The following is a 20933-nucleotide window of genomic DNA, read 5'->3' as shown; positions in this document are numbered from 1 at the left end:
TTGTAAGTCTTGTGTAAATTTGTGCAGGATTCTATCAACTGCTTCGAGTAATGCAAATAATTCGCATTTATTTTTGATTTATATCAAAGATGCTGAATTCGCCGCCGCCGGCCATGGAGGACAGAACCCGAAGGGAGCCGGAGCTAAGGTTCTGAATGGCAAGTTAAATGCCGAATGAATACTGAATGAATGTTAAATGAAAGCAGTCAATCACAGGTGCCGGGGCAGTTAACACCAGCACTTTGAAGTGCCGTGGCCTGTCGGCGTCGCAGCCGAGCGGGCGATTGGCATCTTGTGACAACCTGGATGAGCGAGAGTGGCCGAGCCGCTTTCTGCTTCCGAATCGAGTCATAGGATGAGTATTTGGTTGAAATTAGGGTAAACTGCGGGCTCATTTTGTCATCAGCTCCCATGCAGAGTCACCATAGATAGAGTAAATATGTTTTTAGCGCCTTATTTTTCCAAACAAGATCAGACACTCGCGGTTTCAGCACAGCAAGCCAGCGATTTCGCCAAGAAAATTGCCCAGGACTTTAATCCTATTCACGATGTCGGCGCCAAACGTTTCTGTGTGCCAGGTGACTTGTTGTTTTCCCTGGTCTTGACCCAATACGGCCTGAGTCAGAAGATGCGTTTCAGTTTTGCCGGCATGGTGGGTGACGGCGTCGAGCTGATCTTCCCCGAGACGGTCGCCGACAGTTTCTCTATTTGTGACAGGCGCGACAAGACCTATTTGCATGTCGAGCGTCACGGCGACATCAGCCGCTGCGATGCCCAGACCGAGGCCTTCATCCGCAGTTATGTGGCCTTCTCGGGACTGAACTTCATCCACATTCTGGTGCCCATGATGAAACAACACCAGGTGATGATCAATCCGGATCGTCCCCTGGTGATCTACGAGAGCATGTCATTCGATCTCACCACCCTGGATTTTGTCGACGTCAGCCTGTCCCTGGTGGGTCAAGAACTGAAAATCGACGGCAAGCGCGGCGACGTGACCCTGACATTCGAACTCCACAGCGGTGATACCTTGGTCGGTACAGGGGTGAAGACCCTGGTGATGAGCGGTCTGCGTCCCTATGAGGAAGACAAGGCACAACATATGTGTGCCCAGTACGAATCCTACCGTGACGCCTTCTAAGCCGGCGCATTGACCACCGCTTGAGATCAGCTCCCTGGGCATAGGCGACTATGCCCTGTGCTCCTCCCCATCCCCTGTTGCCGCCATGGCATAAGCGTCGGCGCCGAAGCCTGCATTGCCGCCCCTGTGGTCGCTTGACTGCATCCCCCGACAGCCATCCCAGTATGAGCCTAAGTATTTGGCTATTCTGACATTCCTTAATTTTGCTATGGCGTTTGAACAAAGGAGATCCCTGAACTACCTTTGAACACTCGGCATCGCATTCGCTGCCGAGTGGTCACTACCCACATTTGGCTCGCTTTTAAGGATGAAAGTTATGCAATCGTTACCGCCCCGCGTAATGCGCGACTACCTGTTCGATGCCCTCAATCAATTAAATATCAAGCAAATTTTCGGTGTTCCCGGCACCAACGAGATCCCCATAATAGATGGGACTTCCTATCCGGAAAATAAGGTCGAGTACATAGAATGCCTGCACGAGAACATCGCCATGGGGGCGGCCATGGGGGCGGCACGTATGACGGGGGAACCCGGGGTGCTGCTGGTGCATATCACCCCTGGGATCGCCCATGGCATAGGCAACCTGTTCAATGCCAGCCGCTCCCAGGTGCCCCTGGTGATCTTGTGTTGTCAGCAGCAGAATGAGTTGGTCACCCAGGAACCTTTGTTGTCGTCCAACATTGCCGAGCTGGCCAAGCAATACTGTAAATGGTCCCATGAGTTGCGCACCGCCTACGAATTCCCCCTGGTGCTGCAGCGCGCCTTCAAAGAAGCCAAGGCACCCGCCTGCGGCCCTGTTTTCATCTCCATCCCCTGGGAATTCATGATGGCAAAGCCCCTTCCTGGGTTGCCTGAGAGACTCCCCGGCATCACCAGGATCCCGGACAATTTCGCCGGCGATGCCGATGAAATCGCCCGCCTGGCCGCCCGTTTCGCCCAGGCAAGAAAACCACTGATCGTCGCCGGCGATGGGGTAGGTTATGCCGATGCGACGGCGGAGTTGCAACGCCTGGCCGAAGCCGTGGGCGCCCCCGTGGTGTTGCAGACCTTCAGCAGCCTGGCCAACTTTCCCAATGACGACTACCACTGGCAGGGGGAACTGCCCGGCAATCAGGCCATGCTGCAGGCCCTGTTCGGTGAGCACGACGTGGCCTTCCTCGTGGGATACAGCAACCAGGCGCAGGTGACAGTGTTCAACTATGCCGATGGCCCGCTGATCCCCGACAGTGTCGACATTCTCTATCTGGCCAACAACACCTGGGACATAGGCAAGAATTATTACGGCAGCCATGCGGTACTCGGCGGCGTTAAGGCCAGCCTGGAAAAAATCAATCAGACTGTGGCTCAGCAGACACTGACGAAACAACAGCTGCTGGAGCGGGATGAGCGCAATCAACATTTGAGCCGGCTCAGTCTGCAGCGCCGCCGGGACTGGCAGGCTTATCTGTCCCAGGCCAGGTTGCAGGACTGTATCAATCCGGCCTTGATCCCCCATTACCTGGCGCAGACCATAGTCGCCCGTAACTTGGCCAAGGAGTTTGTCTATGTGCACGAGGCCGTCTCCGACAGCGCCAGCTTTCAGTATCTGATGCCGCTGACTCAGGAAATGAGCCGGCCGATAAGTTATTACTGCGTCTCCGGCGGCTCCCTGGGGTGGTCCATGCCTGCGTCACTGGGGATCAAGCTGCAACCCAGGGCCGTGCAGGGGGTGACCCCCAAGTTGGTGATCAATGCCGTGGGTGACGGTTCTTCGCTCTTCTACCCACAGGTCTGGTGGACCGCCGCCAAGAGCCAATTGGCAGTCCTCTATATCATCACCAACAACAGGGAATACCACACCCTGCAGAATGGCCTGGAGGAGGTGATCGACTCCTATGGCTGGCAGCCGAAGCGTAAGCCGTTGGCCTTGGACACGGATGACGGTGCCGACTACCGCAATTACGAAGTGGACTATCTGTCGTTGCAGCACCCCCGGTTGGATTTCTGCCAGATCGCCACGGCCATGGGGGCGGGGATTCAGGGGCGTGTGGTCGCAAGAGTAGAGGAATTGGAGCCGGCCCTGACCTTGGCCGTGGATTATGTCCTCGGCCAGAACAAGCCCTATGTACTGGATATCCGTACCCAGCGCGATCCCCAGGCCGTCGGTGGCAATGCGCTCGCCAATGGCGGGTGCAGGCTGCCTTCATCGAATTACTTCCATAAAACCTTACTGGATGAGATATCGCCGGATGCCGGCAGCTATCTGGCGTAACAACCCATAGAGATAATCAAGGATGAAAACCATGCAGAACAATCATTTCGATATAGCGATAGTGGGTGGCGGCATGTCGGGCGTTTACAGCGCCTGGCAACTTAAAAAGCAATTTCCGGGCAGTTCCATCGCCCTGTTCGAAGGCAGTGAGCGCATCGGTGGCCGGCTCCTGTCGGTCAGGGCCCCTGGGGTGGACAACATGGTGGCCGAGCTCGGCGGGATGCGCATCCTGGATGCGCAGCGCCAGCCGCTGATCAATGCCTTACTGAAACAGATCAACGAGTTCGCCTCCTTGACTCAACCCATAGAACTCTATCCTTTCCCCGTGGATACCCCGGTCAACCTGGCCTATCTGCGCGAGGTGCGCCTGCGGCTGCAGGATTATCAAAACAATCCCTATGCCTTGCCCTACAACTACAGTTTTGCCGCCTTCGCCCAGACCCCGGGAACCGTGATGATAGATGCCATCGAGGAGATAGTGCCGGGCATCACGGCGCCGCATCTGAGCGAAAGGGAGCGGCGGGAGATGGCGCAGCGGGCCGAATTCCAGGGCAAGATGTTGTATGAGCAAGGCTTCTGGAATGTGCTGCAACAGGTGCTGACCAATGAAGACTACCACTATTGCCTCGATGCCGGCGGCTATGACTCGACCATGTCGAACTGGAATGCCGCCGATGCCATCCCCTGGTTTCTGACCGATTTCGGTGATGACGTGAGTTATCACGGCTTCAAGCTGGGTTTTCAGCAGGTGCCGTTGGCGCTGGCCAAGGAGTTCAGTGCCCTGAATGGTGAGCTGCATATGGGCCATAAACTGATGGGCTTCAACCAGGAGGATGGCCGGTTCGAGCTGAACTTCAGCTGCGGCGGGACCGAGCGTCAATGCAGCGCCACTCACCTGGTGCTGGCGATGCCGCGGCGGTCGCTGGACTTGCTGGAAAATACCTGTCCGCTGTTACAGCTGCCCGAGGTGAAACAGCTCACCTCCAGTGTGACCCCCAGACCCTTGTTCAAGCTCTTTACCGCTTATCAACAACCCTGGTGGGTCGAGCAGTCGGGTATCGAAGCCGGACGCAGTGTCACAGACTTGCCGGTACGGCAAACCTACTACTGGCCAACCTCAGAGGGCAAGCCGGCTCTGAGCGGCCCCGCCATTCTGATGGCCAGCTACGACGACGGGGTGAATGTCGGTTTCTGGGATGGCTACCGGCAGAAACGTGGCCTGGCGTGGCGGCAACAGCTGGAGACCCTGCCGCTGAGCGATGCCCAGGCCTTCAGCGCGGTCAAGTGCAGCCAGCAGGATATCGACCCTCAGTGGCGCGCCCACCAGGCCCCCGCCGCCATGGTGACCGAGGTGACCCGTCAGCTGAACCTGATGCACGACGTATCGCCGAGTGAGGAAGTCAACAGCCAACCGACCCAGGCGGCATTTCGTGACTGGGGTGACGATCCCTATGGCGGCGGTTGGAATAGCTGGAACATAGGAGTGCAAAGCAATCTGGTGAAGCACAAGATAGTGCAGCCGCTGGACAATGCCAGGTTATTCATCTGTGGCGAGGCCTATTCGGATGGCCAGGGTTGGGTCGAAGGGGCGCTGCAAACCGCAGATCTGATGCTCGCCAGGTTGATGAAGCAACTCTAGTCTTGATGCACAGGGCCCGGCGAAAGCCGGGCCCTGACTCGCCAGCGTTTAGGCTTGAATGCCTCCCGCCGTTCTGTTTGCGATTGAGTGCCGTTTCCCGCGATGATTTCGGTCCAGGTCTGGCTAGAGTAAAGCATCATTCCTAACAGAGAAATACACTATGACAGCCTCAGCCAGGTCGGCATCACTTTTACAGACCTTCACCCTATTACACTCACATAGAGTGCCGCTGCTGTTACCCAATGCCTGGGATGCGGCGAGTGCCGCCCTGTTGCAAATGGCGGGCGCCCCGGCCATAGCAACCAGCAGTGCGGCTCTGGCCTGGTCATTGGGCTATGCCGATGGTGGCGCCTTGCCGCGAGCGGCGCTGCTGCATGCCGTCGAAGGCATAATGCGGGTCAGCAAGGTGCCCGTGAGTGTCGATATAGAAGATGGCTACAGCCATGAGCCTCGGGCCGTCGCCGCCTTGGTCGCGGATCTGCTTGCCCTCGGGGTTGTCGGAATCAATCTGGAAGACGGGTGCAGGCCACCGGCGTTGCTGGTCGATAAAATCGGCGCCATTCGCGCCTCGGCGTCGAGCCGTGAGGTGTTCATCAATGCCAGGACGGATGTCTACTTGCGTGACTTGGCCGCAGGCGAGAGGCCATAGCCATGACCCGGGCTCGCCTGTCTGCCTATCGGGCCGCCGGCGCCGATTGCGGTTTCATTCCCGGCATAGACTCGCAGCAGGTTGCAGCGCGTTTGGCCGAGGGTCTCGATATGCCGCTGAACTTCATGCTGCTGGATGGCGGCAGCCGGATAGCCGGGCTGTTTGAGGCCGGGATATCGAGATTCAGCCAGGGCCCGGCCCCTTTCCTGGGTGCCTATGCGGCACTGTTGCACGCGTCGTCTCATTTCCTGGGGAGCGGCCGCGAGGTGCAGGCAGAGGCTAAGGAGTTAAGCTTCGCCGCGGTCAATGACTTGTTTGTCTGAACTGCGCCCGACCGGGTCGTTGGCAGCAACATTGCCCCTGGCGCGGCATCTATGGCTTGCCTGTGTGCAAGTCATGCGGCTCAGCCTCTGGTCCGGCATAGCCAGGCCGGTTAATTCATTCCGGGTTTACATTTAAAAAAGGTTTTTAATCGAAACTATTTGACAGCCGGATTTGAGCGGGTAAACTGGGTTTGTTTCGATACGAAACTTAAATGCGGTTTACACTTAAAGGAATAAAATCATGAGCAAACCTATTTTTTACCATGCCGGTTGTACTGTCTGTGTTGAAGCTGAACAAGCTGTTGCCAAAGCCCTTAACGCTGAAATCGTTCACTTGGGTGAGCAGCCAGGACGTTTGGCCGAAGCGGAAGCGGCTGGTATTAAATCTGTACCTGCGGTATTGCTTGATGGTGGTGTTTTCCACATCAACTTTGGTGCAGCGCTGGCCGATTTGAAAGCGTAAATGCACAATGATAAAGGTGGCTCGTCGCCACCTTTATGCTCTCGCTTCAAGACTTATGCTCCGGCTCCAAGATATAAGACATACAGCGTCAATCACCTGTCTCAATGCCTCGCTCTTCCTTCGTCTGACTTAATCCAAATAACTTATTCAGGTTGCTTAATCCAGGTAGCTTATTCCAGGTTGCTTATTCCAGATAGCGCATGCCAGACGCCGGCGCGGCTTTAAAACTATGCTGCTCTAAAACTATGCCGCTCGCCATATAGGCCGCTCGCAATGTGGCGCGCTGAAAGTGTAGGCCTGATGTTTCTATGGAGGTTGAGGATTGCTGTCAGTCAGGGCAGTTTGCACTTAAGTGGGCGGGGGTGTGCAGAAGGCCTGCCATCCCGGCAGGCCTTCTGCGACTCATGTCTAGGACAATGCTTGCAGCGCGGCCTGGTAATCCGGCTCATTCGTGACTTCATCGACCAGTTCGGCATGCACTATGGTCTGGTTTTCGTCCAGCACCAATACCGCTCTGGCGTAAAGACCCGATAGCGGTCCTCCCTGCATTTTCACGCCATAATTTGCCGCCAATGACTGGGATTGATAGTCGGATGCGGTTATCGCGTTCTCTATCCCTTCTACCGCACAGAATCTGCTATAGGCAAAAGGCAGATCCAACGAGGCAAATACCAGGGTGACATCGTCCCGGTTCGCTAGGTGTTGGTTGAAGGTTTTCAATTGCAGCGCACACACAGGGGTATCTATGCTGGGAAATATATTCAATACGACTTTTTTACCCTGCAAATTGGCCAGGGTCAGCGGGGCCAATTTGCTGTCGATCAGGCTGAAGTCCGGCGCAGTTTGACCCACCTCGGGGAATTGCCCCAGAACCTTTATGGGATTGCCTTTAAAGCTTAATGACGTGCAGCCGGTTTCATCCTGCTGAGTCCAGCCCTGGCAACGCAGCCAGTCGGCCCAGATCTGTTGGGCTATGGGCTGTAATCCTGTGCCTATTTCAGCATTATCCAGGCGCAAGGAATTCACGTTTGCCGTGCCCGTGCTTGCGATTTCGGCCGTATGGCCAATCAACCATTGCTCCAAACCTGCGACTGTCACCTCGGGGTGGAATTGCACCGCCAAGCCAAAATCTTCAATGGCGAATGCTTGGTTGGGATAATTTTCATTGCTGGCCAATAAGGTGGCGCCTGGCGGTAAGTCGAAGGTATCGCCATGCCAATGCAGTATCGCTTGTTCGCCCAATGCGGCCAATGGATTCGCCACATTTGAATTCAGGGTCAAGCTACCCCAGCCTATCTCTTTGGTATGTCCTGGGTAGACTCTTGCACCCAGGGCGCGAGCCATTAATTGTGCCCCAAGACAAATACCCAGTATCGGTTTTTTTGCCGCGACTCTTTGTTGGATCAGCTCAATTTCATCTTGAATGAAGGGATATTCCTTGTCATCGTACACCCCGATTGGACCGCCAAGGACGACCAAGAGATCGCACTGATTCAATGCCGGGGTGATGGCGTCCTTACCCGCTTCTATGTAATTGATCTGGGCGTTGAATTTAGCGAGGACGGGTTGGATATTGCCTAAATCTTCGAAGGCCAAATGCCTTATTACATTTACTTTTTTCATATTTTATTTCCAATGGGTACAGGATGAGCGGGACGCCGGCTGGCACCCCGCTCGATCAACTATGGGTTAACGAATTGCGCCCGACACGAAACCACCATGGGGCATGGTCAAACCGTCCTCTGGGCCATAGGTTTTCACTATGGTGTCGGTCAAGGTATCCAGTTTTAAGATGTACTTAGACGCATAGCTTGAAATGTAAATGAAGCGTTGGTCAGCACTCACGCCCAAACCATGGGCGACGGCAAAGTCCGTGGGTAAACCCTGTCCAGGTTTTAAACGTTTAATAAACTGAGGGTTACTCTTGTCGGTTAAATCATAGATAGCGATGAAACCGTCATCGCCATAACTGCCATCGATAGAGTCTTCTTCAGCGACATAGAGTTTTCCTGCCGCGACAGTCACATCGGAAGCGGAACGCAGTACCCCGGCCTCATTATCGTTACTGGCTGTGCCTAGAATTGGCCAGGCCTTGCCTTCCCAGGTATCTATCATCCAAACGCTCGGGGGCAGTATGTTCACGCCCGCAGGTGTATGAGATGTAGGACCAAATTGCATAGATGCCGTCACTGCATAACGTTCATCTATCCAGGTATTGAAGTGGGTGAAAGCGGCATAGGCTTGCTCATCGCCCAAACGAATTTTCTTCTGTAGTGTCAAGGCACCGGTTTTCTTGTCTACCGAAAACAAGTCAACATCACCATTGTCATAATAGTAACCGGTAGAAATCCCCAGGGTGCCTGACTTGTTGAAAAATACCCCATGGGTATTTTCCGTGACCCCATTTATGACTATGGGATCGACATTGGCAAATTCTTGTAATTCGGTATCTATGACCCTAATTTTATTGTCGGTCCATTGTGTGAAATAGACATAGTCAGAATAAGGTAAAATTGTAGGCCCATGTATCTGAGTCATGGCTGGTTGAGTCCAGCTGGCGATAGGTTGTGTGGGGGATACTTGGGTGGGAGTATCGAACCTTGACTGGGTACCTGCAGGTTCGGCCTGCAATACTTTGGTGATCTCCAGTTCTGCAAATCCCCACTTCCATGCATAATTGTATACCCTTAGCACTACTATGCTGGCTCCCACGTCTGCCGAGGCGTCGGTGGTGACATAGATCCACTTCGCATCGGGTGAGACTAATACGTGCTGGGGCCTGCCACCTGGCCAGCCGACCAGATCATCCAATCGCTGTTGGATTATGGCATCTGTCTCAATATTGATTAAAATGACCTCTGACTCCATCATATCCAGAGCGACCATCACATTTTTAAGCTTGGCGCTTTGAGAAATAGGCTTATAGCTCGTCGACTCAACTAGTTCTGGGGCAAGGTTGACCGCAGGCGCCAATGTTTCTTCGGACTTTGCCATGGCGTTGGCTGTCAGGCTTCCAGTTGCGAGCAGTGCGGCGAGAAGTATAGAGGGTTTCATTTTTTATCCTTAAAAATAAAGTGTTGATTAAATATCCAGCACGAGATCGCTGGTGGGTTTGCTACAGCACATTAAAACCATGCCTTGGTTTACTTCATTTGGGAGTATGCCGCCCAAATCTTTCATGTTGACATTGCCCGACTTTTTGAAGGTTCGGCACGCGCCACAAATTCCTGCCCGACAAGCATTTTTAACCTTTATTCCTGCTTTTTCAGCAAGATCCAATAAGCTTTCCTGTCCTTGAGTGCTAACCTTGATATCAGATTTGGCAAAATGCACCGAGAAGCTGTTGGTCTCGGTATTGACTGTTGCAGGGACGCTCACCTCAAAGTCTGGAGAAACAAAAGCTTCCTCATGGTAGCGGCTCAAGCCTATATCTTGGTCGGTTAAATATTTCTTTATTGCCTGCATATAAGGTGTTGGCCCGCAGGTAAATATTTGCCTTTCGGCTATGTCGCGGCAGAGTGCCGTAAGCCAGAGTGCGTCCAACCGGCCACTAATGCCGTGCCAGCTTTGGTTATCCAATATTTCCGGCAGTATAGTGAGAGTTAATCCTTTGATACTATTGGCTAAGGATAATAGCTCATAATATTCAATTATTTGGTCCGGGCTTCTGACGCTGAATATTAAGTGGGCATCGACACTTACAGCCTTGTCTCGCCATGTTCTCAAGGTGGACAAATGCGGTGTTATCCCACTGCCTGCCGCTAATAATAACAATTTTTGCGTTTCATACTCTGCAGGAATGAAACGACCATAAGCACCAGTGTAAGTCAGGCTCATTCCTGGTTCTAAATATTGGTGTAACCAGTTGGAACCCTTGCCATTCGGTACGGCCCTTACCGTGATGGAAAAAAAGTTGTCATTTTTCGGTGATGAAGACAGTGTATAACTGCGTAATAACGGACCTTGCTGAGTTGGCAAGGTCAGAGTAATAAACTGACCAGGTAAAAATGTGAATATGGTTTCTGTTTCGAAAACAAAGGTTTTTACTCCGGCAACGTCTTGCTTTACTTCCTTGCAAATAGCTTGGTTTTCCATTCTATTACCCTTGGATTGCTCGTTTCGGTTCGAAACCTTAAAGTATAGCCTCATGCATTTCAAGCTTTTTTTATAACTCGAGCTGGAGTGCTGAGATAGGGTTTTGGAGTCGTAAAAATTTAATAATCTTGTAAAATAAAATGCATTGCATTAAAGTTTCGAACCGATACCATGGCTGGCCTAATATCTTGGCTAGATATAAAAAGCGTTGTTTAACCTTTTGTCAGCAAGATGGTTTACGGTAAAAAATTCTTAATTAATCAATGGATGATAATCATGAATCACTCGACGCATAACGCTGAAGATAATCAAATAGTAAATATAATCAATGGTTTAACAGGATTGTGGAATAATAGGGCAATGATCCATGATGGGGACCCCAGTCTGGATATTGCTTTCGACATGAATAAAGAAGACTTCAAAGATAATTTATTACCCTTCCATACACATCCGGATTGGTTGGCTGCCGATGTCGAATTACGCCGTAAAGTCTTGTCCTATGGCTGGATTATATATAATGAAAAAACGATTCAGATTGAATCTAAACTAATTACTCCAGTTTGTGACCTGATCATAGATGCCGAACTGCCAGGTACTCAAAATGACGTTATTCAACATGCCATTAGCCAAGCGCTGGTCGATGAGGCATTTCATACCCTGATGGCTGTGAAGAGTGTCAATATTGTTTATCGCGAACGTGGCCTGAAAAGAGTCAAGCTGCCCAAGTTTGAATTAATTCATCGTTTAGATAAGATGCTGGGAGATTGCCAGACTAATGACGATAAGAAATTGGTGCGTCTGGCGGTGGCATGTGCCTCGGAAACATTGATCACAGATTACCTGGGCTCTTTGTCCAAGGACGATATGCTTCAGCCGCTATGCTACAAAACAGTGGAAGCACATGCTGCCGATGAGTGGAGTCATTCGAGTGTATTTTCTTACACTATGGCCGAAATATTTTCAAAGCTATCCGAACAGCAAAAATCCCTCTATTTGGGTGTGTTGCCAAAAGCCGTGCAGGCTTTCGGTGATGATGAGCTGGATGTTTGGGAAAGAGTATTGGAGGCTATCGACTTTCCTAAATACAAAGTCATCATTGAGGATTGCCGAGCCCGCAACAGGAACGCGATCAATGTCGATATTCAAGGTATTTCTAAATTATTGAACAGTCTTGGTATTGATGAGTCCAATATGCGAAATATTGCCGCTTGAATGTGATTTTTCGTGAAGTCGGCACTAATAAGTGTGATTGTCTCATGCTTATTAGTGCGGCTGGTGGAGCGTTTTCTGTGCTGTTAGCTGCTATTCGCAGAGGCTCCTGAGCGTGTGTTCGCGACAAATTAATTCACCATATTGGCTGGGTAGGTCTTCCCCTGTTAATTCGCAGAAAAACGCCGTGTTATTTTTCGCTAAATGAAACCTGCATGTTTTGCATAGGCCAAAGCTCAGGTTGCTGGTCGCCGTCTGTATATCCACCAACAAGGACTCTAACTGTTGTTTAAGGGAGGTTTCATTGCCGGAACAACGTGTGAGAGCGGCCCGCAAGCTCATCGGCGGCATGTTGTCTGCAGCTATCTGTCGACCCGCTTCGGTAAGACTCAAGTGATAGACTCTCTTGTCTTTAGTGTCTTGTTTTTTGACAACATATCCTTTGGTTTCCAGCAAGGAGATTGATTTTGACGTGGTGCCTTTGGTCGCCCCCAGAAAATCTTTTACTGCCGCAGGTGTATCGCTGAATTTGTTGCATTTATTCAAATAAAATAACACTTCCAGGTGAACCGGGTGCAAACCATGAACCAGGCCTGCCTGCCGGACCTCGTTACGGAATAAGGTGCTTAACCTTTCCAGCAAGTCGCAAATATCATCATTGTTCTTCATAACTACCCGTTTACTCAGTTAAGTTTTCATTCGAAACAAGGTTGACAAGTGTAGCATCCTGAATAAAATGAATAAAGTTTCGATGCGAAACTTTGAGTTATCGAACTTGATACTTAAACGGACAGGTTCAGTCATACGACACTCAGGCATTCGGTCTGCCAAAACTCGCTGCAGCCTATCCGCTGCGATGCATGCTTGGCGATTCGACAGTTAAAGGGAATTTTTATGAAACTTCATGTGTTTGACACTTTTGCCTATAGCAAAACAGGGAAGATATTGCATTTCGATGTGTTGCTGTCGGAAAGAAACGAGGTTAAGGCACATCAACGGGCGATCGAGTGGCTCGACAGCATAGGCGAGCAGGGGGCGACCATCAAACCCAGAGGCTGTACTTTTTGTCATACGGTAGCAGATGCGCCCCAATTTGCCGATGAAGTGGCACGCAACGGATACGCCATTTACAAGCTTGAAGGCTGCCCTGCTTAGTTGCGCTGCGGCTTGGATTTACTATGAAAACTTGGACTTCAAATCGATGCAAGCACCTAATGTAACTGTCTTATCCGGGCGGGTGGCCCCCCTTGAGACCGGCTTGCCGAGCGCAATAGATAAGCGCCCCATAGAGGGGAAGATTTGGCTGGGTCCGGAAGGGTTGAGCGGCGATCAGCAAGCGGATAAGAAGCACCATGGTGGCTCGGAGCGGGCTTTGCATCTCTATCCGTTAGAGCATTATCACTACTGGCAGCAACGCTACCCTGAAAGTTCAGGCTTCAGTCCCGGGGCATTCGGTGAAAACCTTTCCGCTTCAGGCTTTGCCGAAAACACCGTATGCATAGGGGATATCTTTCAATTGGATGAAGCCGTGATCCAAGTCAGTCAGCCGCGTTCACCTTGCTTTAAATTGAATCACAGTTTCATGCGATCCGACATGGCCTTGACGGTGCAAATCAATGGTCATGGAGGGTATTTGTTTCGGGTGCTAACGCCAGGTCATGTGCACCCAGAGGCGAGGATGTCATTGCTGGCTCGGCAGTGGCCCGAGCTAACCGTCAGGGAAGTGGCATGGCGATTCTTTAACGATCCCTTGAATAAAGCCTTCCTGAGCCGGCTCTCCGAGTGCGAGGTGCTTTCAGAGAGCTGGCAAAGTAAAGTACGGCAACGTTTGCAATCGGGCCTGGTAGAAGATTGGAATAAACGCCTGTTTGGTTTTATGGATTTACCCGAGTGACACCCGGTTTGGCGCTATGCCGCCTTGACTGCATTTTCTGACCTCCTCCCCGTTACTGCTCCAACGCAAGCGCGACCCCTGAGCAACAGCCACTCACTCCAGGGTGGCTGATTTTTAATGTCATATAGAGAGTTTAACTTATAAATCAATGGTTAAATTGTTTGCTACATTTTCTGTAGCAATTGATATTTGGTTATTGTATGCTGCAAAAAATGGCGCCGATGAAGAGAAAAATATGTCACTCCCTATCCCTGGAACCCAGGTACGAGGCTCGAAAACCGGTAAACCTATCATGGCCCTGTTCGATCTTCTGGGCCGTACCTGGTGTCTGGGCATCATTTGGCAATTGAGCCTGGACAATGCCACCTTCCGCCAGTTGCAGGCGCGCTGCGAAGATATTTCGCCGACCTTGCTCAATACCAGGCTAAAGGAGCTCTTCCAGCTGGACTTGGTACAGAAGACCCCCCAGGGCTATGGCCTGACGCCCCATGGCAAGGCGCTGGCGTTATTGATCAAACCCATGGCGCCCTGGGCCCGCCAATGGGCCGACAACATACAAAGGCTGAAGGAGGATGATAGCCATGCTTAAATACAGTGCCATGATGCTCAACCGCGCATCCGCTGATCGTAAAGATCCCAAGTGGCTGGCGGCCAGGATAAACCACGCCAGTCGCTGGTTACTGACTCATTCAGATGGCAACTTCTTCTGCAAGACCAGTCAGCTGCCCTTGCTTCTCAGTCATGACGATGTGGCGCATCTGGACCTGAGCCAGGGGATCTTCCTGGGCCTGGATGAGGCCAAGGAGGAGTGCGCCTATTTCGCCCTGGATGTGACCCACCTCGACAGCTCTGCCTTGTCCGGCGCGCTGGCCGCTGGCGAGTTTATCGATCTGCGCAAAGCCGCCTTGGTACTGGATAACCCCCTGGCTTCCATGTTGGCGCTGGCGCGGGGACTGTGTTTCTGGCATAGAAGCCATAGATTCTGTGGCCGCTGCGGCACGGAGAATATCGCCATAGAGGCGGGACATGCGCGCGCCTGCCCCAACGGCGACTGTGGCCATCTGACCTTTCCGCGCACGGATCCCGCGGTGATCATGCTGGTGCAACGGCGCTTCGCCGATGGCGTGGAGCGCTGCCTGCTCGGCCGTCAGGCCATGTGGCCCGAGGGGGTGTTTTCGACCCTGGCGGGCTTCGTCGATCCGGGAGAAACACTGGAGCAGGCGGTAGGCCGCGAGGTACTGGAGGAGGCGGGCATAAGCGTGACCCATGTACGCTACATCGCCTCCCAGCCATGGCCATTTCCGGCCTCCATCATGCTGGGGTTCATCGCCGACGCCAGCACGGAAAACATAATGATAGATAAAGAGGAACTGGACGAGGCGCGCTGGTTCTCAAGGGCTGAGCTGGCGGAGTTTGGCGAGTGGGGCGATGAAGGCCCTGGACTCAAGCTGACCCGCCATGACTCCATCTCGCGCTACCTGATTGAATATTGGCGCGATTTAAAGTGTTAGCGCAGATCTCAGGCGGATTTTCTTCGGCCTCGCCAAGAGCGGCTGGACGAGCAGGGACCCGGTTGCAGGCGTGAGCTTCAGTCGGTTGCCTCTCTGGTGGCGATTCATGGAAATGTCATGCTGATACAATAATTTTGCCATGAATTTCAAGTAGAGTCCGCAACTCGAAACCAGGACGGGCAATGTGCGGGCAATAGCACTCGCCTGAAACCATAGCCAATCATCCGGTATTTACATGATAGAAATCACTATTCCCGGCTTTACATCGCTGACGCTGCAGCACTTGGTCTCGGACTACAATGGCACCCTGGCGGCGGATGGCAAGTTGCTTCCCGGCGTGGCGGAATTATTTGAAAAGCTGGCGCCCGAGATTCAAATTCACGTCATCACCGCAGACACCTTCGGCCTGGCCCAGAGCCAGCTGGCCGGGCTGCCGGTGACCCTGGAGATCATTCCACTCGAGCGCCAGGCCGAGGCCAAGTTAGCCGTGATCGAGCGTCTCGGCGCCGACAGCGTCTTCGCCGTCGGCAACGGTGCCAACGATCGCCTTATGCTGGGCCGTGCCGCCGTAGGGGTCGCGCTGCTGCAGAAGGAAGGGGTAGCTGCCGCCACCCTCGCAAGCGCAGATCTGGTCTCCGGCAATATTGTCGACGCTCTGGAACTGCTCCAGCATCCCAAGCGTTTGATCGCGACCCTGAGGGCCTGAACACTTGCCAGCCTGCCACATTAGTGAGCGCCTATTAGCGAGAGCATGAGACCAGGCCTTAACTCCTACGTCATGATTCACAACGCCAGTATTCAAGGTTTTTAATTATCAGCTCGTCAATCTCATGATAATTTTTTATGTTGTTTCTGTGGAGGCTGTAGCGCAAATTAACTCCATCATGCTGAATGGTCCTGAAACACTCGTAATCTTCCTTCGAGCTCAGATCGCAACTGCCCCATAGCTGCAGTTTTTCTTCTTTTTTGTTGTAAACGGACCATTGGTAAAGGTCGTGCGCTTTCAATACCAGCAGATCTGTGTCTGGCAAGAGGCTTTCCAATGTTGAGTCGGATGGCAGTTCGGCGCTGATATTCACGGGCTGGAAGTTGACGGGCAAGTTTTGCACCAACTGACCTGCGTCAGGCATGGATATTGTGGTTTGAAAGCCCGTAACATGCTTAGCCACATACTCCGCAGGGAAGAAGAGTATGGGGGCCGCAGATAACTGGCTATCGAAGGCTGTGTCCCCGGCATTCGATGCAATAGAGCTGGCGGGTGAAAGATACTCGGCAGGAAAACACCAGTGCTGCCATGCAACTTCTTGCTGATCGCAGCCAGAGAGTGAAATCAAAGGGAATAACAGTAAAAATGGCTTCATTGGCTCGTCCCCAGGTAGCCCTCATCGGAATCACAATCATGACAATATAAATCGCCATACAAGGCAAATTCTGCGGCATCCGGAATGGCTTCAAGCCAGGTCCCGCCATAAAAGTTTGAGGGTATATTAAACTCACTGAACGCCAGATGATGGTAATCTGCCATTTGTTTTAAACTTAACTTTCCGGCTATATTGCCGGTTTTGTTTTTATAATCATCTTGTACAAAACGTATGTGCCAACGCGCTACCCGTATGCCGACCTGTTTGATTTTCTCTCTGGTTTCCTTAAAGTTTCCTCTAAATCCGCCTTTATTCAGACCAGTGGCTAAATTGACCACTGTCGATCTTGCCATAAATTCCCAGTATGAAAACCCCTTGTAGTTCCAGAACTTTGGATCTCCCTTGCTGATTTCTTGTCTTAATTTTTCTACATCAGTGACCCATAATGCATAGCCTATGCGGGCAACCGGGTCTTTTTTATCTAATCGGCTCTTCCAAAATGCTTCTAGGTTTCCAGATATTTGGTAGGCTCTTTCTTGAGGGGTAATAGCAAGATCTGTCTCTGTAGCCGACATTTAAATTCCTTTTTAAAATATTCCATTTGGCTGTCATGACCGCACTTATCTGGACGGTTATGGGAAAGTACAAGAAAAACCGAGTCGGGTAAAGCTGCTCACTTGAGTTAAATAGGACATAATGGGGAAATTGGCTACAGCCTCCTATTCGTCATCTCAGGCTCGCCCTCCTCGCTGCCAATAACAAAAAAGGCCGAACATAGGTTCGGCCTCTTTGCTTATAGCTGTGGCGGGGGCAACTTAAGCGAAAGCTTCCTGCAGCTGGGGCACTACCTGCTTCTTGCGGCTCAGCACACCGTCGAGCCAGACGCGGCCGTCGACTGTGGCCTTGCCGTAGGCACGGCTGGTCAGTTCGTTGTCGTCGGACACCACCAGCATCTCGGAGCCTTCCTTCATTATGTCGGTCAGCAGCAGCAGCACGCTGTGGCGCTGACCTTCAACCTTGAGGGCGGCTATGTCGGCTTCGAGCTCGGCCTTGATGTCATCGAACACCGACAGGTCTATGACTTCCAGTTGGCCTATGCCCACCAGCTTGCCGTTCATGTTGAAGTCTTTGAAGTCGCGCATCACCAGATCCCGCGCCGGGGTGCCTTCGACGGCGGATTTCACCTTGAACATCTCCATGCCCAAGGCCTTGAAGTCTTCGACACCGGCGATCTCGGCCAGGGCCTCGACGCAGCGGATATCGGCTGTGGTGCAGGTGGGCGACTTGAAGATCACTGTATCGCTCAGGATGGCGCACAGCATGATGCCGGCGATATTGGCCGGGATGGCCACCTGGTAGAAGTCATACATCATCTTGATGACTGTGTTGCTGCAACCTACGGGACGGATCCAGCACTCCAGCGGCGTCGAGGTGGTCAGATCCCCCAGCTTGTGGTGATCTACTATGCCGACGATAGTCGCTTCGGCTATGTCATCCGGCGCCTGGGTCAGCTCAGAGTGATCGACAATATAAACCTGCTCACCCGCGTAGCAGGTCTTGTACTCAGGGGCCTCGAAGCCGAATTTGTCCAGGATGAAGGCGGTTTCCGGCGACAGTTCGCCCAGACGGGCGGCAATGGCTTCTTCGCCGATTTGGTTTTTCAGGTAGGCCAGGGCGATGGCACCACAGATGGAATCTGAATCGGGGATCTTGTGACCTACAACATACATTGGCATTCGGGGCTCTCCTCTAAAATTGCCGCGATTTTATCAAAGATCTTGCAGAACGGGAAATAGCCATGAGGGGCAAGGGGGAAATTCGCGAAATATGTCTGGCGACACCCTGGGATTGACGCGCCTTTGACCCCAGGATGCGACTAAGTTGGCTGCCACTATGCTGATGACCGATTCCTGCAAACTGGCCGCATGCAGCCAGAGCAGTGACAGGCATGATCTGCTTACTTGTCCTGCGGCTCCGGGGTGTTGGCACCGTGGCCGTAGCTCAATACCCGGGTGATTTCCCACTTATCATGGGCGTGGCGCCAGACCATCACAAACTCGGCCTTGCCATCACATGACTTGGTATCGCTCTGACAAAATCTGTGTACCCCCTCGGTAATGGCACCAAAGTCTTTTATCGGGTGAGCCTTGAAAGTGCCTGGGATGAGTTCGCGGGTATAATGGCCACAGGCATACTTTTGAGTGTTGGCTATCATGGCGTCACGGTCCCAGGTGACGCCGCCATTATCATGGTAAAACTCGACATCAGCCGCAAAATAGCTGGCATGTTTATCCAGACTCTCCTGCGCCGCACAGTGATTGAACGCATCGAACACCCAGGTATCCAACGACTTCATCTGCTCTTCCAATGGTAGCACCTGAGCACTGGGCTCTTGGGCACTGGACTCCTGAGCAATGGAGATGGCAGCGTAAACAGTCATTAGGGCCATAAAGTAGATTTTTTTCATAGTTCCTCCTGGACAAGCTCCATGTTTGAATCCAGCGTAAACGGCTGATAATGGCTGGGAAAGTGGCTAAAACTTTTTTGAATAAAGAGTGCCGGGTCAAGAGTGCCGGATAAAGAGTAAGAGTATGTCGGCGCTTGGCGTTAAAGGCTAGAGCATCTTGCCTGAAGCAGGGATCTGTCCATGCATTTTGTGTTTCAAATCGTGATCCAGTGATGGTCTGGCATAGGGTGTCGACGGTTAGCGCCCGGGTTTGAAATGAAATGCTGTCTATATTTGGACAATTTCTTCACCGGCCTATGCACATGACCGCATAAGATCCAGCGGGCCGCTAACGCGCCATGCTTCAACGCCAGCTTTAAGTCTGGCGAACCAAAGTCCTGGCCGGCTTGGATAGCGACGTTCAATCCCGCCGGGGGTTCATGGTGCAATAACACATCGCACCGGGCATAGACTTCGAAGTTTGATGTGCCGTAGGGTACGCAACCTAAGCTGATGCCGGCAAAGGTGGCTATAGCATTGTCGGCATATACCCCGGGAAGTGCCTGTAACCAGCTAACCGAGCCAGGCTCGCCAACCAGGTCATGGTTGCCCGAGCATACGAGCAGCGGCACAGGCAATTTTTCCGCCCATTGCCCAATCCAGGCGATCTGCTCCTGGATAGTCACAGACTGCTCGAGTCTGTCATCGAGAAAATCGCCGGTGATGCAAAGCAGATCTGCCTGTTCGCACGCAGCCATTATCCAATCAAATTGTGCCCGGTGAAAGTGCAAGTCAGACACATGCAGCAGCTTCATCAAAAACCTCGTCAATCATGATCTCAATACTCAAAATATCGTCTCTGGCCATGTATATACTTGAGAGTTATTCAGCGTGGCACGTCTGTGCTGACTCTATGACTTGCGCTATGAGCAGATAATAATGGTACTTGTTAAAGGTGCCGATATGAATCGATTTGGCACTGAGTGCTATCTCCACTTTGGCGGCGTCTTCAATCAGTTTGCCACTGGGATCTTGCCAGCTGTCGGCGATCTCTTTTTTCCAGCAATCGGCCAACACCAGCTTTTTGATTTGGCTCGGCCGGGCATGGCCTCGCTCCTCGAACATGATATCGAGACTGTCTTGTAATTGAGGGGAGTTCAGGCGCTCCAAATCGGCAACGACTTTGGCTATATTGGCTGGATTCTCGCCTATGCCCTTGGCCTCGATGAGATAGCCCGTGTCGCCACAGAAGGCGAAGGCATCGAGCCTGTTCGGCCAGCCGCGCTCAGAATTTTTGCCCATGAAAGGCACTTCGGAGAAAAATGCGCCCTCGGGTCTTGCCAGCAAATACTGGTGGCCAAACAGGGTGATCAGGTTTTGCTCCAGATATTCACTGCCCGGCCTGGCCGGCCTGAACTTAGTCAGCATCTTGCCGTAATGCTCGGCCACCTTTGTGGCAATGGTGAATGCCAACTCATCCATGGAAAATGTCCTTAAAAAAGCGCGCACCTTCAAACCTGATGGACACAGTAAGTAATATGCTGTTGTCAGTAAAGAGGATTTTTCAAGGAGTGAATGTGCTGTTTTTCTTTGAATTGCCGGTAGCAAAAGTCGTGGGTCTTCAACCCCCAATTTTGTCATAGAGAGGCGACCAAGAGGGAGCTCTATAAATTGTGGTTTGCGTTAGCATAAAGCGGCCAAACTGCGTTTGGCGAAAGTCGTGGGTCTTCAACCCACACCCGACCAAGAGGGGAAAAACGCCTGTTCCCCTCTTGGATCTCCCCCGGCGCCCCAACGGAGTTGAAATCTCCTTGTTCTCACAGACAAATTCGCTAGCGCCTCATATTCGCCATCCCTGGCTCACCTGAGGCTAGCTCGGCATCCATGCCTCACTCACGCAATTTGTCTGCTCGTCCCGCGGCAACTCCAAAGGGGATGGGTGCATCCCCAA

The 20933-nt window shown here is 52.2% G+C and carries 22 protein-coding genes; 12 read left to right on the top strand and 10 right to left on the bottom strand.

Annotated elements, in window-relative coordinates; genetic code table 11:
* The first annotated feature begins 439 nt into the window (after window positions 1-439).
* From LZP73_RS05780 to LZP73_RS05760, 6 genes are all read left to right on the top strand, one after another.
* Window positions 440-1141 carry a DUF3581 domain-containing protein gene (locus LZP73_RS05780; RefSeq protein ID WP_234233527.1) on the top strand — a complete coding sequence of 234 codons (702 nt, stop codon included), beginning with the start codon at window positions 440-442 and terminating at the stop codon, window positions 1139-1141.
* Between the two features lie 316 nt (window positions 1142-1457).
* Window positions 1458-3392 carry a thiamine pyrophosphate-binding protein gene (locus LZP73_RS05775; RefSeq protein ID WP_234233526.1) on the top strand — a complete coding sequence of 645 codons (1935 nt, stop codon included), beginning with the start codon at window positions 1458-1460 and terminating at the stop codon, window positions 3390-3392.
* 31 nt (window positions 3393-3423) lie between these two features.
* Window positions 3424-5031 carry a flavin monoamine oxidase family protein gene (locus LZP73_RS05770; protein WP_234233525.1) on the top strand — a complete coding sequence of 536 codons (1608 nt, stop codon included), beginning with the start codon at window positions 3424-3426 and terminating at the stop codon, window positions 5029-5031.
* A gap of 160 nt (window positions 5032-5191) precedes the next feature.
* The gene (locus LZP73_RS21325) at window positions 5192-5680 is read left to right on the top strand and encodes an isocitrate lyase/phosphoenolpyruvate mutase family protein (RefSeq protein ID WP_267960091.1); all 489 of its coding nucleotides are present in this window, start codon (window positions 5192-5194) and stop codon (window positions 5678-5680) included.
* A gap of 2 nt (window positions 5681-5682) precedes the next feature.
* The gene (locus tag LZP73_RS21320) at window positions 5683-6003 is read left to right on the top strand and encodes an isocitrate lyase/phosphoenolpyruvate mutase family protein (RefSeq protein ID WP_267960090.1); all 321 of its coding nucleotides are present in this window, start codon (window positions 5683-5685) and stop codon (window positions 6001-6003) included.
* Window positions 6004-6244: 241 nt separating this feature from the next.
* On the top strand, window positions 6245-6466 hold the full coding sequence (locus tag LZP73_RS05760) for a hypothetical protein (protein WP_211164393.1): 222 nt from the start codon (window positions 6245-6247) through the stop codon (window positions 6464-6466).
* 408 nt (window positions 6467-6874) lie between these two features.
* On the opposite strand, the gene LZP73_RS05755 is transcribed toward LZP73_RS05760, so the two are convergent.
* From LZP73_RS05755 to LZP73_RS05745, 3 genes are all read right to left on the bottom strand, one after another.
* A complete protein-coding gene (locus LZP73_RS05755; protein WP_234233518.1) occupies window positions 6875-8089 on the bottom strand; it encodes a glutamine amidotransferase in 1215 nt (404 codons plus the stop codon).
* Window positions 8090-8155: 66 nt separating this feature from the next.
* Window positions 8156-9520, bottom strand: a complete 1365-nt coding sequence (locus LZP73_RS05750; RefSeq protein ID WP_234233516.1) for a hypothetical protein — start codon at window positions 9518-9520, stop codon at window positions 8156-8158.
* A 27-nt stretch (window positions 9521-9547) separates the two neighbouring features.
* Window positions 9548-10561 carry a flavin reductase family protein gene (locus tag LZP73_RS05745; RefSeq protein ID WP_234233515.1) on the bottom strand — a complete coding sequence of 338 codons (1014 nt, stop codon included), beginning with the start codon at window positions 10559-10561 and terminating at the stop codon, window positions 9548-9550.
* 276 nt (window positions 10562-10837) lie between these two features.
* On the opposite strand from LZP73_RS05745, the gene LZP73_RS05740 reads away from it, so the two are divergent.
* The gene (locus LZP73_RS05740) at window positions 10838-11773 is read left to right on the top strand and encodes a diiron oxygenase (protein WP_234233514.1); all 936 of its coding nucleotides are present in this window, start codon (window positions 10838-10840) and stop codon (window positions 11771-11773) included.
* Window positions 11774-11863: 90 nt separating this feature from the next.
* On the opposite strand, the gene LZP73_RS05735 is transcribed toward LZP73_RS05740, so the two are convergent.
* Window positions 11864-12439, bottom strand: coding sequence for a MarR family winged helix-turn-helix transcriptional regulator (locus LZP73_RS05735; RefSeq protein WP_234233513.1), 576 nt, complete (start codon window positions 12437-12439; stop codon window positions 11864-11866).
* 225 nt (window positions 12440-12664) lie between these two features.
* Between LZP73_RS05735 and LZP73_RS05730 the strand changes: the two genes are divergently transcribed.
* The 5 genes from LZP73_RS05730 (at window position 12665) to LZP73_RS05710 (ending at window position 15881) form a co-directional block, all read left to right on the top strand.
* Window positions 12665-12925 carry a DUF2024 family protein gene (locus LZP73_RS05730; protein ID WP_169564654.1) on the top strand — a complete coding sequence of 87 codons (261 nt, stop codon included), beginning with the start codon at window positions 12665-12667 and terminating at the stop codon, window positions 12923-12925.
* Between the two features lie 31 nt (window positions 12926-12956).
* Window positions 12957-13664 (top strand): MOSC domain-containing protein, encoded by a 708-nt coding sequence (locus LZP73_RS05725; RefSeq protein WP_234233512.1) that lies wholly within the window; start codon window positions 12957-12959, stop codon window positions 13662-13664.
* Between the two features lie 235 nt (window positions 13665-13899).
* Window positions 13900-14253, top strand: a complete 354-nt coding sequence (locus tag LZP73_RS05720) for a winged helix-turn-helix transcriptional regulator (RefSeq protein WP_234233511.1) — start codon at window positions 13900-13902, stop codon at window positions 14251-14253.
* Complete coding sequence (nudC, locus tag LZP73_RS05715; protein WP_234233510.1) at window positions 14246-15175, top strand: NAD(+) diphosphatase; 930 nt, start codon at window positions 14246-14248, stop codon at window positions 15173-15175. Before LZP73_RS05720 ends, nudC begins: the two co-directional genes overlap by 8 nt.
* A gap of 235 nt (window positions 15176-15410) precedes the next feature.
* On the top strand, window positions 15411-15881 hold the full coding sequence (locus LZP73_RS05710) for an HAD family hydrolase (RefSeq protein ID WP_234233509.1): 471 nt from the start codon (window positions 15411-15413) through the stop codon (window positions 15879-15881).
* A gap of 70 nt (window positions 15882-15951) precedes the next feature.
* On the opposite strand, the gene LZP73_RS05705 is transcribed toward LZP73_RS05710, so the two are convergent.
* The 6 genes from LZP73_RS05705 to LZP73_RS05680 form a co-directional block, all read right to left on the bottom strand.
* Window positions 15952-16536 (bottom strand): hypothetical protein, encoded by a 585-nt coding sequence (locus tag LZP73_RS05705; protein WP_234233508.1) that lies wholly within the window; start codon window positions 16534-16536, stop codon window positions 15952-15954.
* A complete protein-coding gene (locus LZP73_RS05700; protein ID WP_234233507.1) occupies window positions 16533-17111 on the bottom strand; it encodes a hypothetical protein in 579 nt (192 codons plus the stop codon). Before LZP73_RS05700 ends, LZP73_RS05705 begins: the two co-directional genes overlap by 4 nt.
* A gap of 240 nt (window positions 17112-17351) precedes the next feature.
* Window positions 17352-18272, bottom strand: a complete 921-nt coding sequence (locus LZP73_RS05695) for a manganese-dependent inorganic pyrophosphatase (RefSeq protein WP_234233506.1) — start codon at window positions 18270-18272, stop codon at window positions 17352-17354.
* A gap of 221 nt (window positions 18273-18493) precedes the next feature.
* Window positions 18494-19003 (bottom strand): nuclear transport factor 2 family protein, encoded by a 510-nt coding sequence (locus tag LZP73_RS05690; protein WP_234233504.1) that lies wholly within the window; start codon window positions 19001-19003, stop codon window positions 18494-18496.
* A 194-nt stretch (window positions 19004-19197) separates the two neighbouring features.
* A complete protein-coding gene (locus LZP73_RS05685) occupies window positions 19198-19797 on the bottom strand; it encodes a metallophosphoesterase family protein (RefSeq protein ID WP_267960089.1) in 600 nt (199 codons plus the stop codon).
* Between the two features lie 67 nt (window positions 19798-19864).
* Window positions 19865-20464 (bottom strand): hypothetical protein, encoded by a 600-nt coding sequence (locus LZP73_RS05680; RefSeq protein WP_234233502.1) that lies wholly within the window; start codon window positions 20462-20464, stop codon window positions 19865-19867.
* Window positions 20465-20933 lie beyond the last annotated feature (469 nt).

Origin of the sequence: Shewanella sp. AS16 (genome assembly GCF_021412365.1) — a bacterium.
In the GTDB taxonomy this organism is placed as follows: Bacteria; Pseudomonadota; Gammaproteobacteria; order Enterobacterales; family Shewanellaceae; genus Shewanella; species Shewanella salipaludis.
This window is presented reverse-complemented; position numbering and strand designations above follow the sequence as displayed.

Bases quoted from the DNA above. Each gene is read 5' to 3' on its own strand.
- LZP73_RS05780 (WP_234233527.1), top strand. From the start codon at position 440: ATGTTTTTAGCGCCTTATTTTTCCAAACAAGATCAGACACTCGCGGTT.
- LZP73_RS05775 (WP_234233526.1), top strand. From the start codon at position 1,458: ATGCAATCGTTACCGCCCCGCGTAATGCGCGACTACCTGTTCGATGCC.
- LZP73_RS05770 (WP_234233525.1), top strand. From the start codon at position 3,424: ATGCAGAACAATCATTTCGATATAGCGATAGTGGGTGGCGGCATGTCG.
- LZP73_RS21325 (WP_267960091.1), top strand. From the start codon at position 5,192: ATGACAGCCTCAGCCAGGTCGGCATCACTTTTACAGACCTTCACCCTA.
- LZP73_RS21320 (WP_267960090.1), top strand. From the start codon at position 5,683: ATGACCCGGGCTCGCCTGTCTGCCTATCGGGCCGCCGGCGCCGATTGC.
- LZP73_RS05760 (WP_211164393.1), top strand. From the start codon at position 6,245: ATGAGCAAACCTATTTTTTACCATGCCGGTTGTACTGTCTGTGTTGAA.
- LZP73_RS05755 (WP_234233518.1), bottom strand. From the start codon at position 8,089: ATGAAAAAAGTAAATGTAATAAGGCATTTGGCCTTCGAAGATTTAGGC.
- LZP73_RS05750 (WP_234233516.1), bottom strand. From the start codon at position 9,520: ATGAAACCCTCTATACTTCTCGCCGCACTGCTCGCAACTGGAAGCCTG.
- LZP73_RS05745 (WP_234233515.1), bottom strand. From the start codon at position 10,561: ATGGAAAACCAAGCTATTTGCAAGGAAGTAAAGCAAGACGTTGCCGGA.
- LZP73_RS05740 (WP_234233514.1), top strand. From the start codon at position 10,838: ATGAATCACTCGACGCATAACGCTGAAGATAATCAAATAGTAAATATA.
- LZP73_RS05735 (WP_234233513.1), bottom strand. From the start codon at position 12,439: ATGAAGAACAATGATGATATTTGCGACTTGCTGGAAAGGTTAAGCACC.
- LZP73_RS05730 (WP_169564654.1), top strand. From the start codon at position 12,665: ATGAAACTTCATGTGTTTGACACTTTTGCCTATAGCAAAACAGGGAAG.
- LZP73_RS05720 (WP_234233511.1), top strand. From the start codon at position 13,900: ATGTCACTCCCTATCCCTGGAACCCAGGTACGAGGCTCGAAAACCGGT.
- nudC (WP_234233510.1), top strand. From the start codon at position 14,246: ATGCTTAAATACAGTGCCATGATGCTCAACCGCGCATCCGCTGATCGT.
- LZP73_RS05710 (WP_234233509.1), top strand. From the start codon at position 15,411: ATGATAGAAATCACTATTCCCGGCTTTACATCGCTGACGCTGCAGCAC.
- LZP73_RS05705 (WP_234233508.1), bottom strand. From the start codon at position 16,536: ATGAAGCCATTTTTACTGTTATTCCCTTTGATTTCACTCTCTGGCTGC.
- LZP73_RS05700 (WP_234233507.1), bottom strand. From the start codon at position 17,111: ATGTCGGCTACAGAGACAGATCTTGCTATTACCCCTCAAGAAAGAGCC.
- LZP73_RS05695 (WP_234233506.1), bottom strand. From the start codon at position 18,272: ATGCCAATGTATGTTGTAGGTCACAAGATCCCCGATTCAGATTCCATC.
- LZP73_RS05690 (WP_234233504.1), bottom strand. From the start codon at position 19,003: ATGAAAAAAATCTACTTTATGGCCCTAATGACTGTTTACGCTGCCATC.
- LZP73_RS05685 (WP_267960089.1), bottom strand. From the start codon at position 19,797: ATGAAGCTGCTGCATGTGTCTGACTTGCACTTTCACCGGGCACAATTT.
- LZP73_RS05680 (WP_234233502.1), bottom strand. From the start codon at position 20,464: ATGGATGAGTTGGCATTCACCATTGCCACAAAGGTGGCCGAGCATTAC.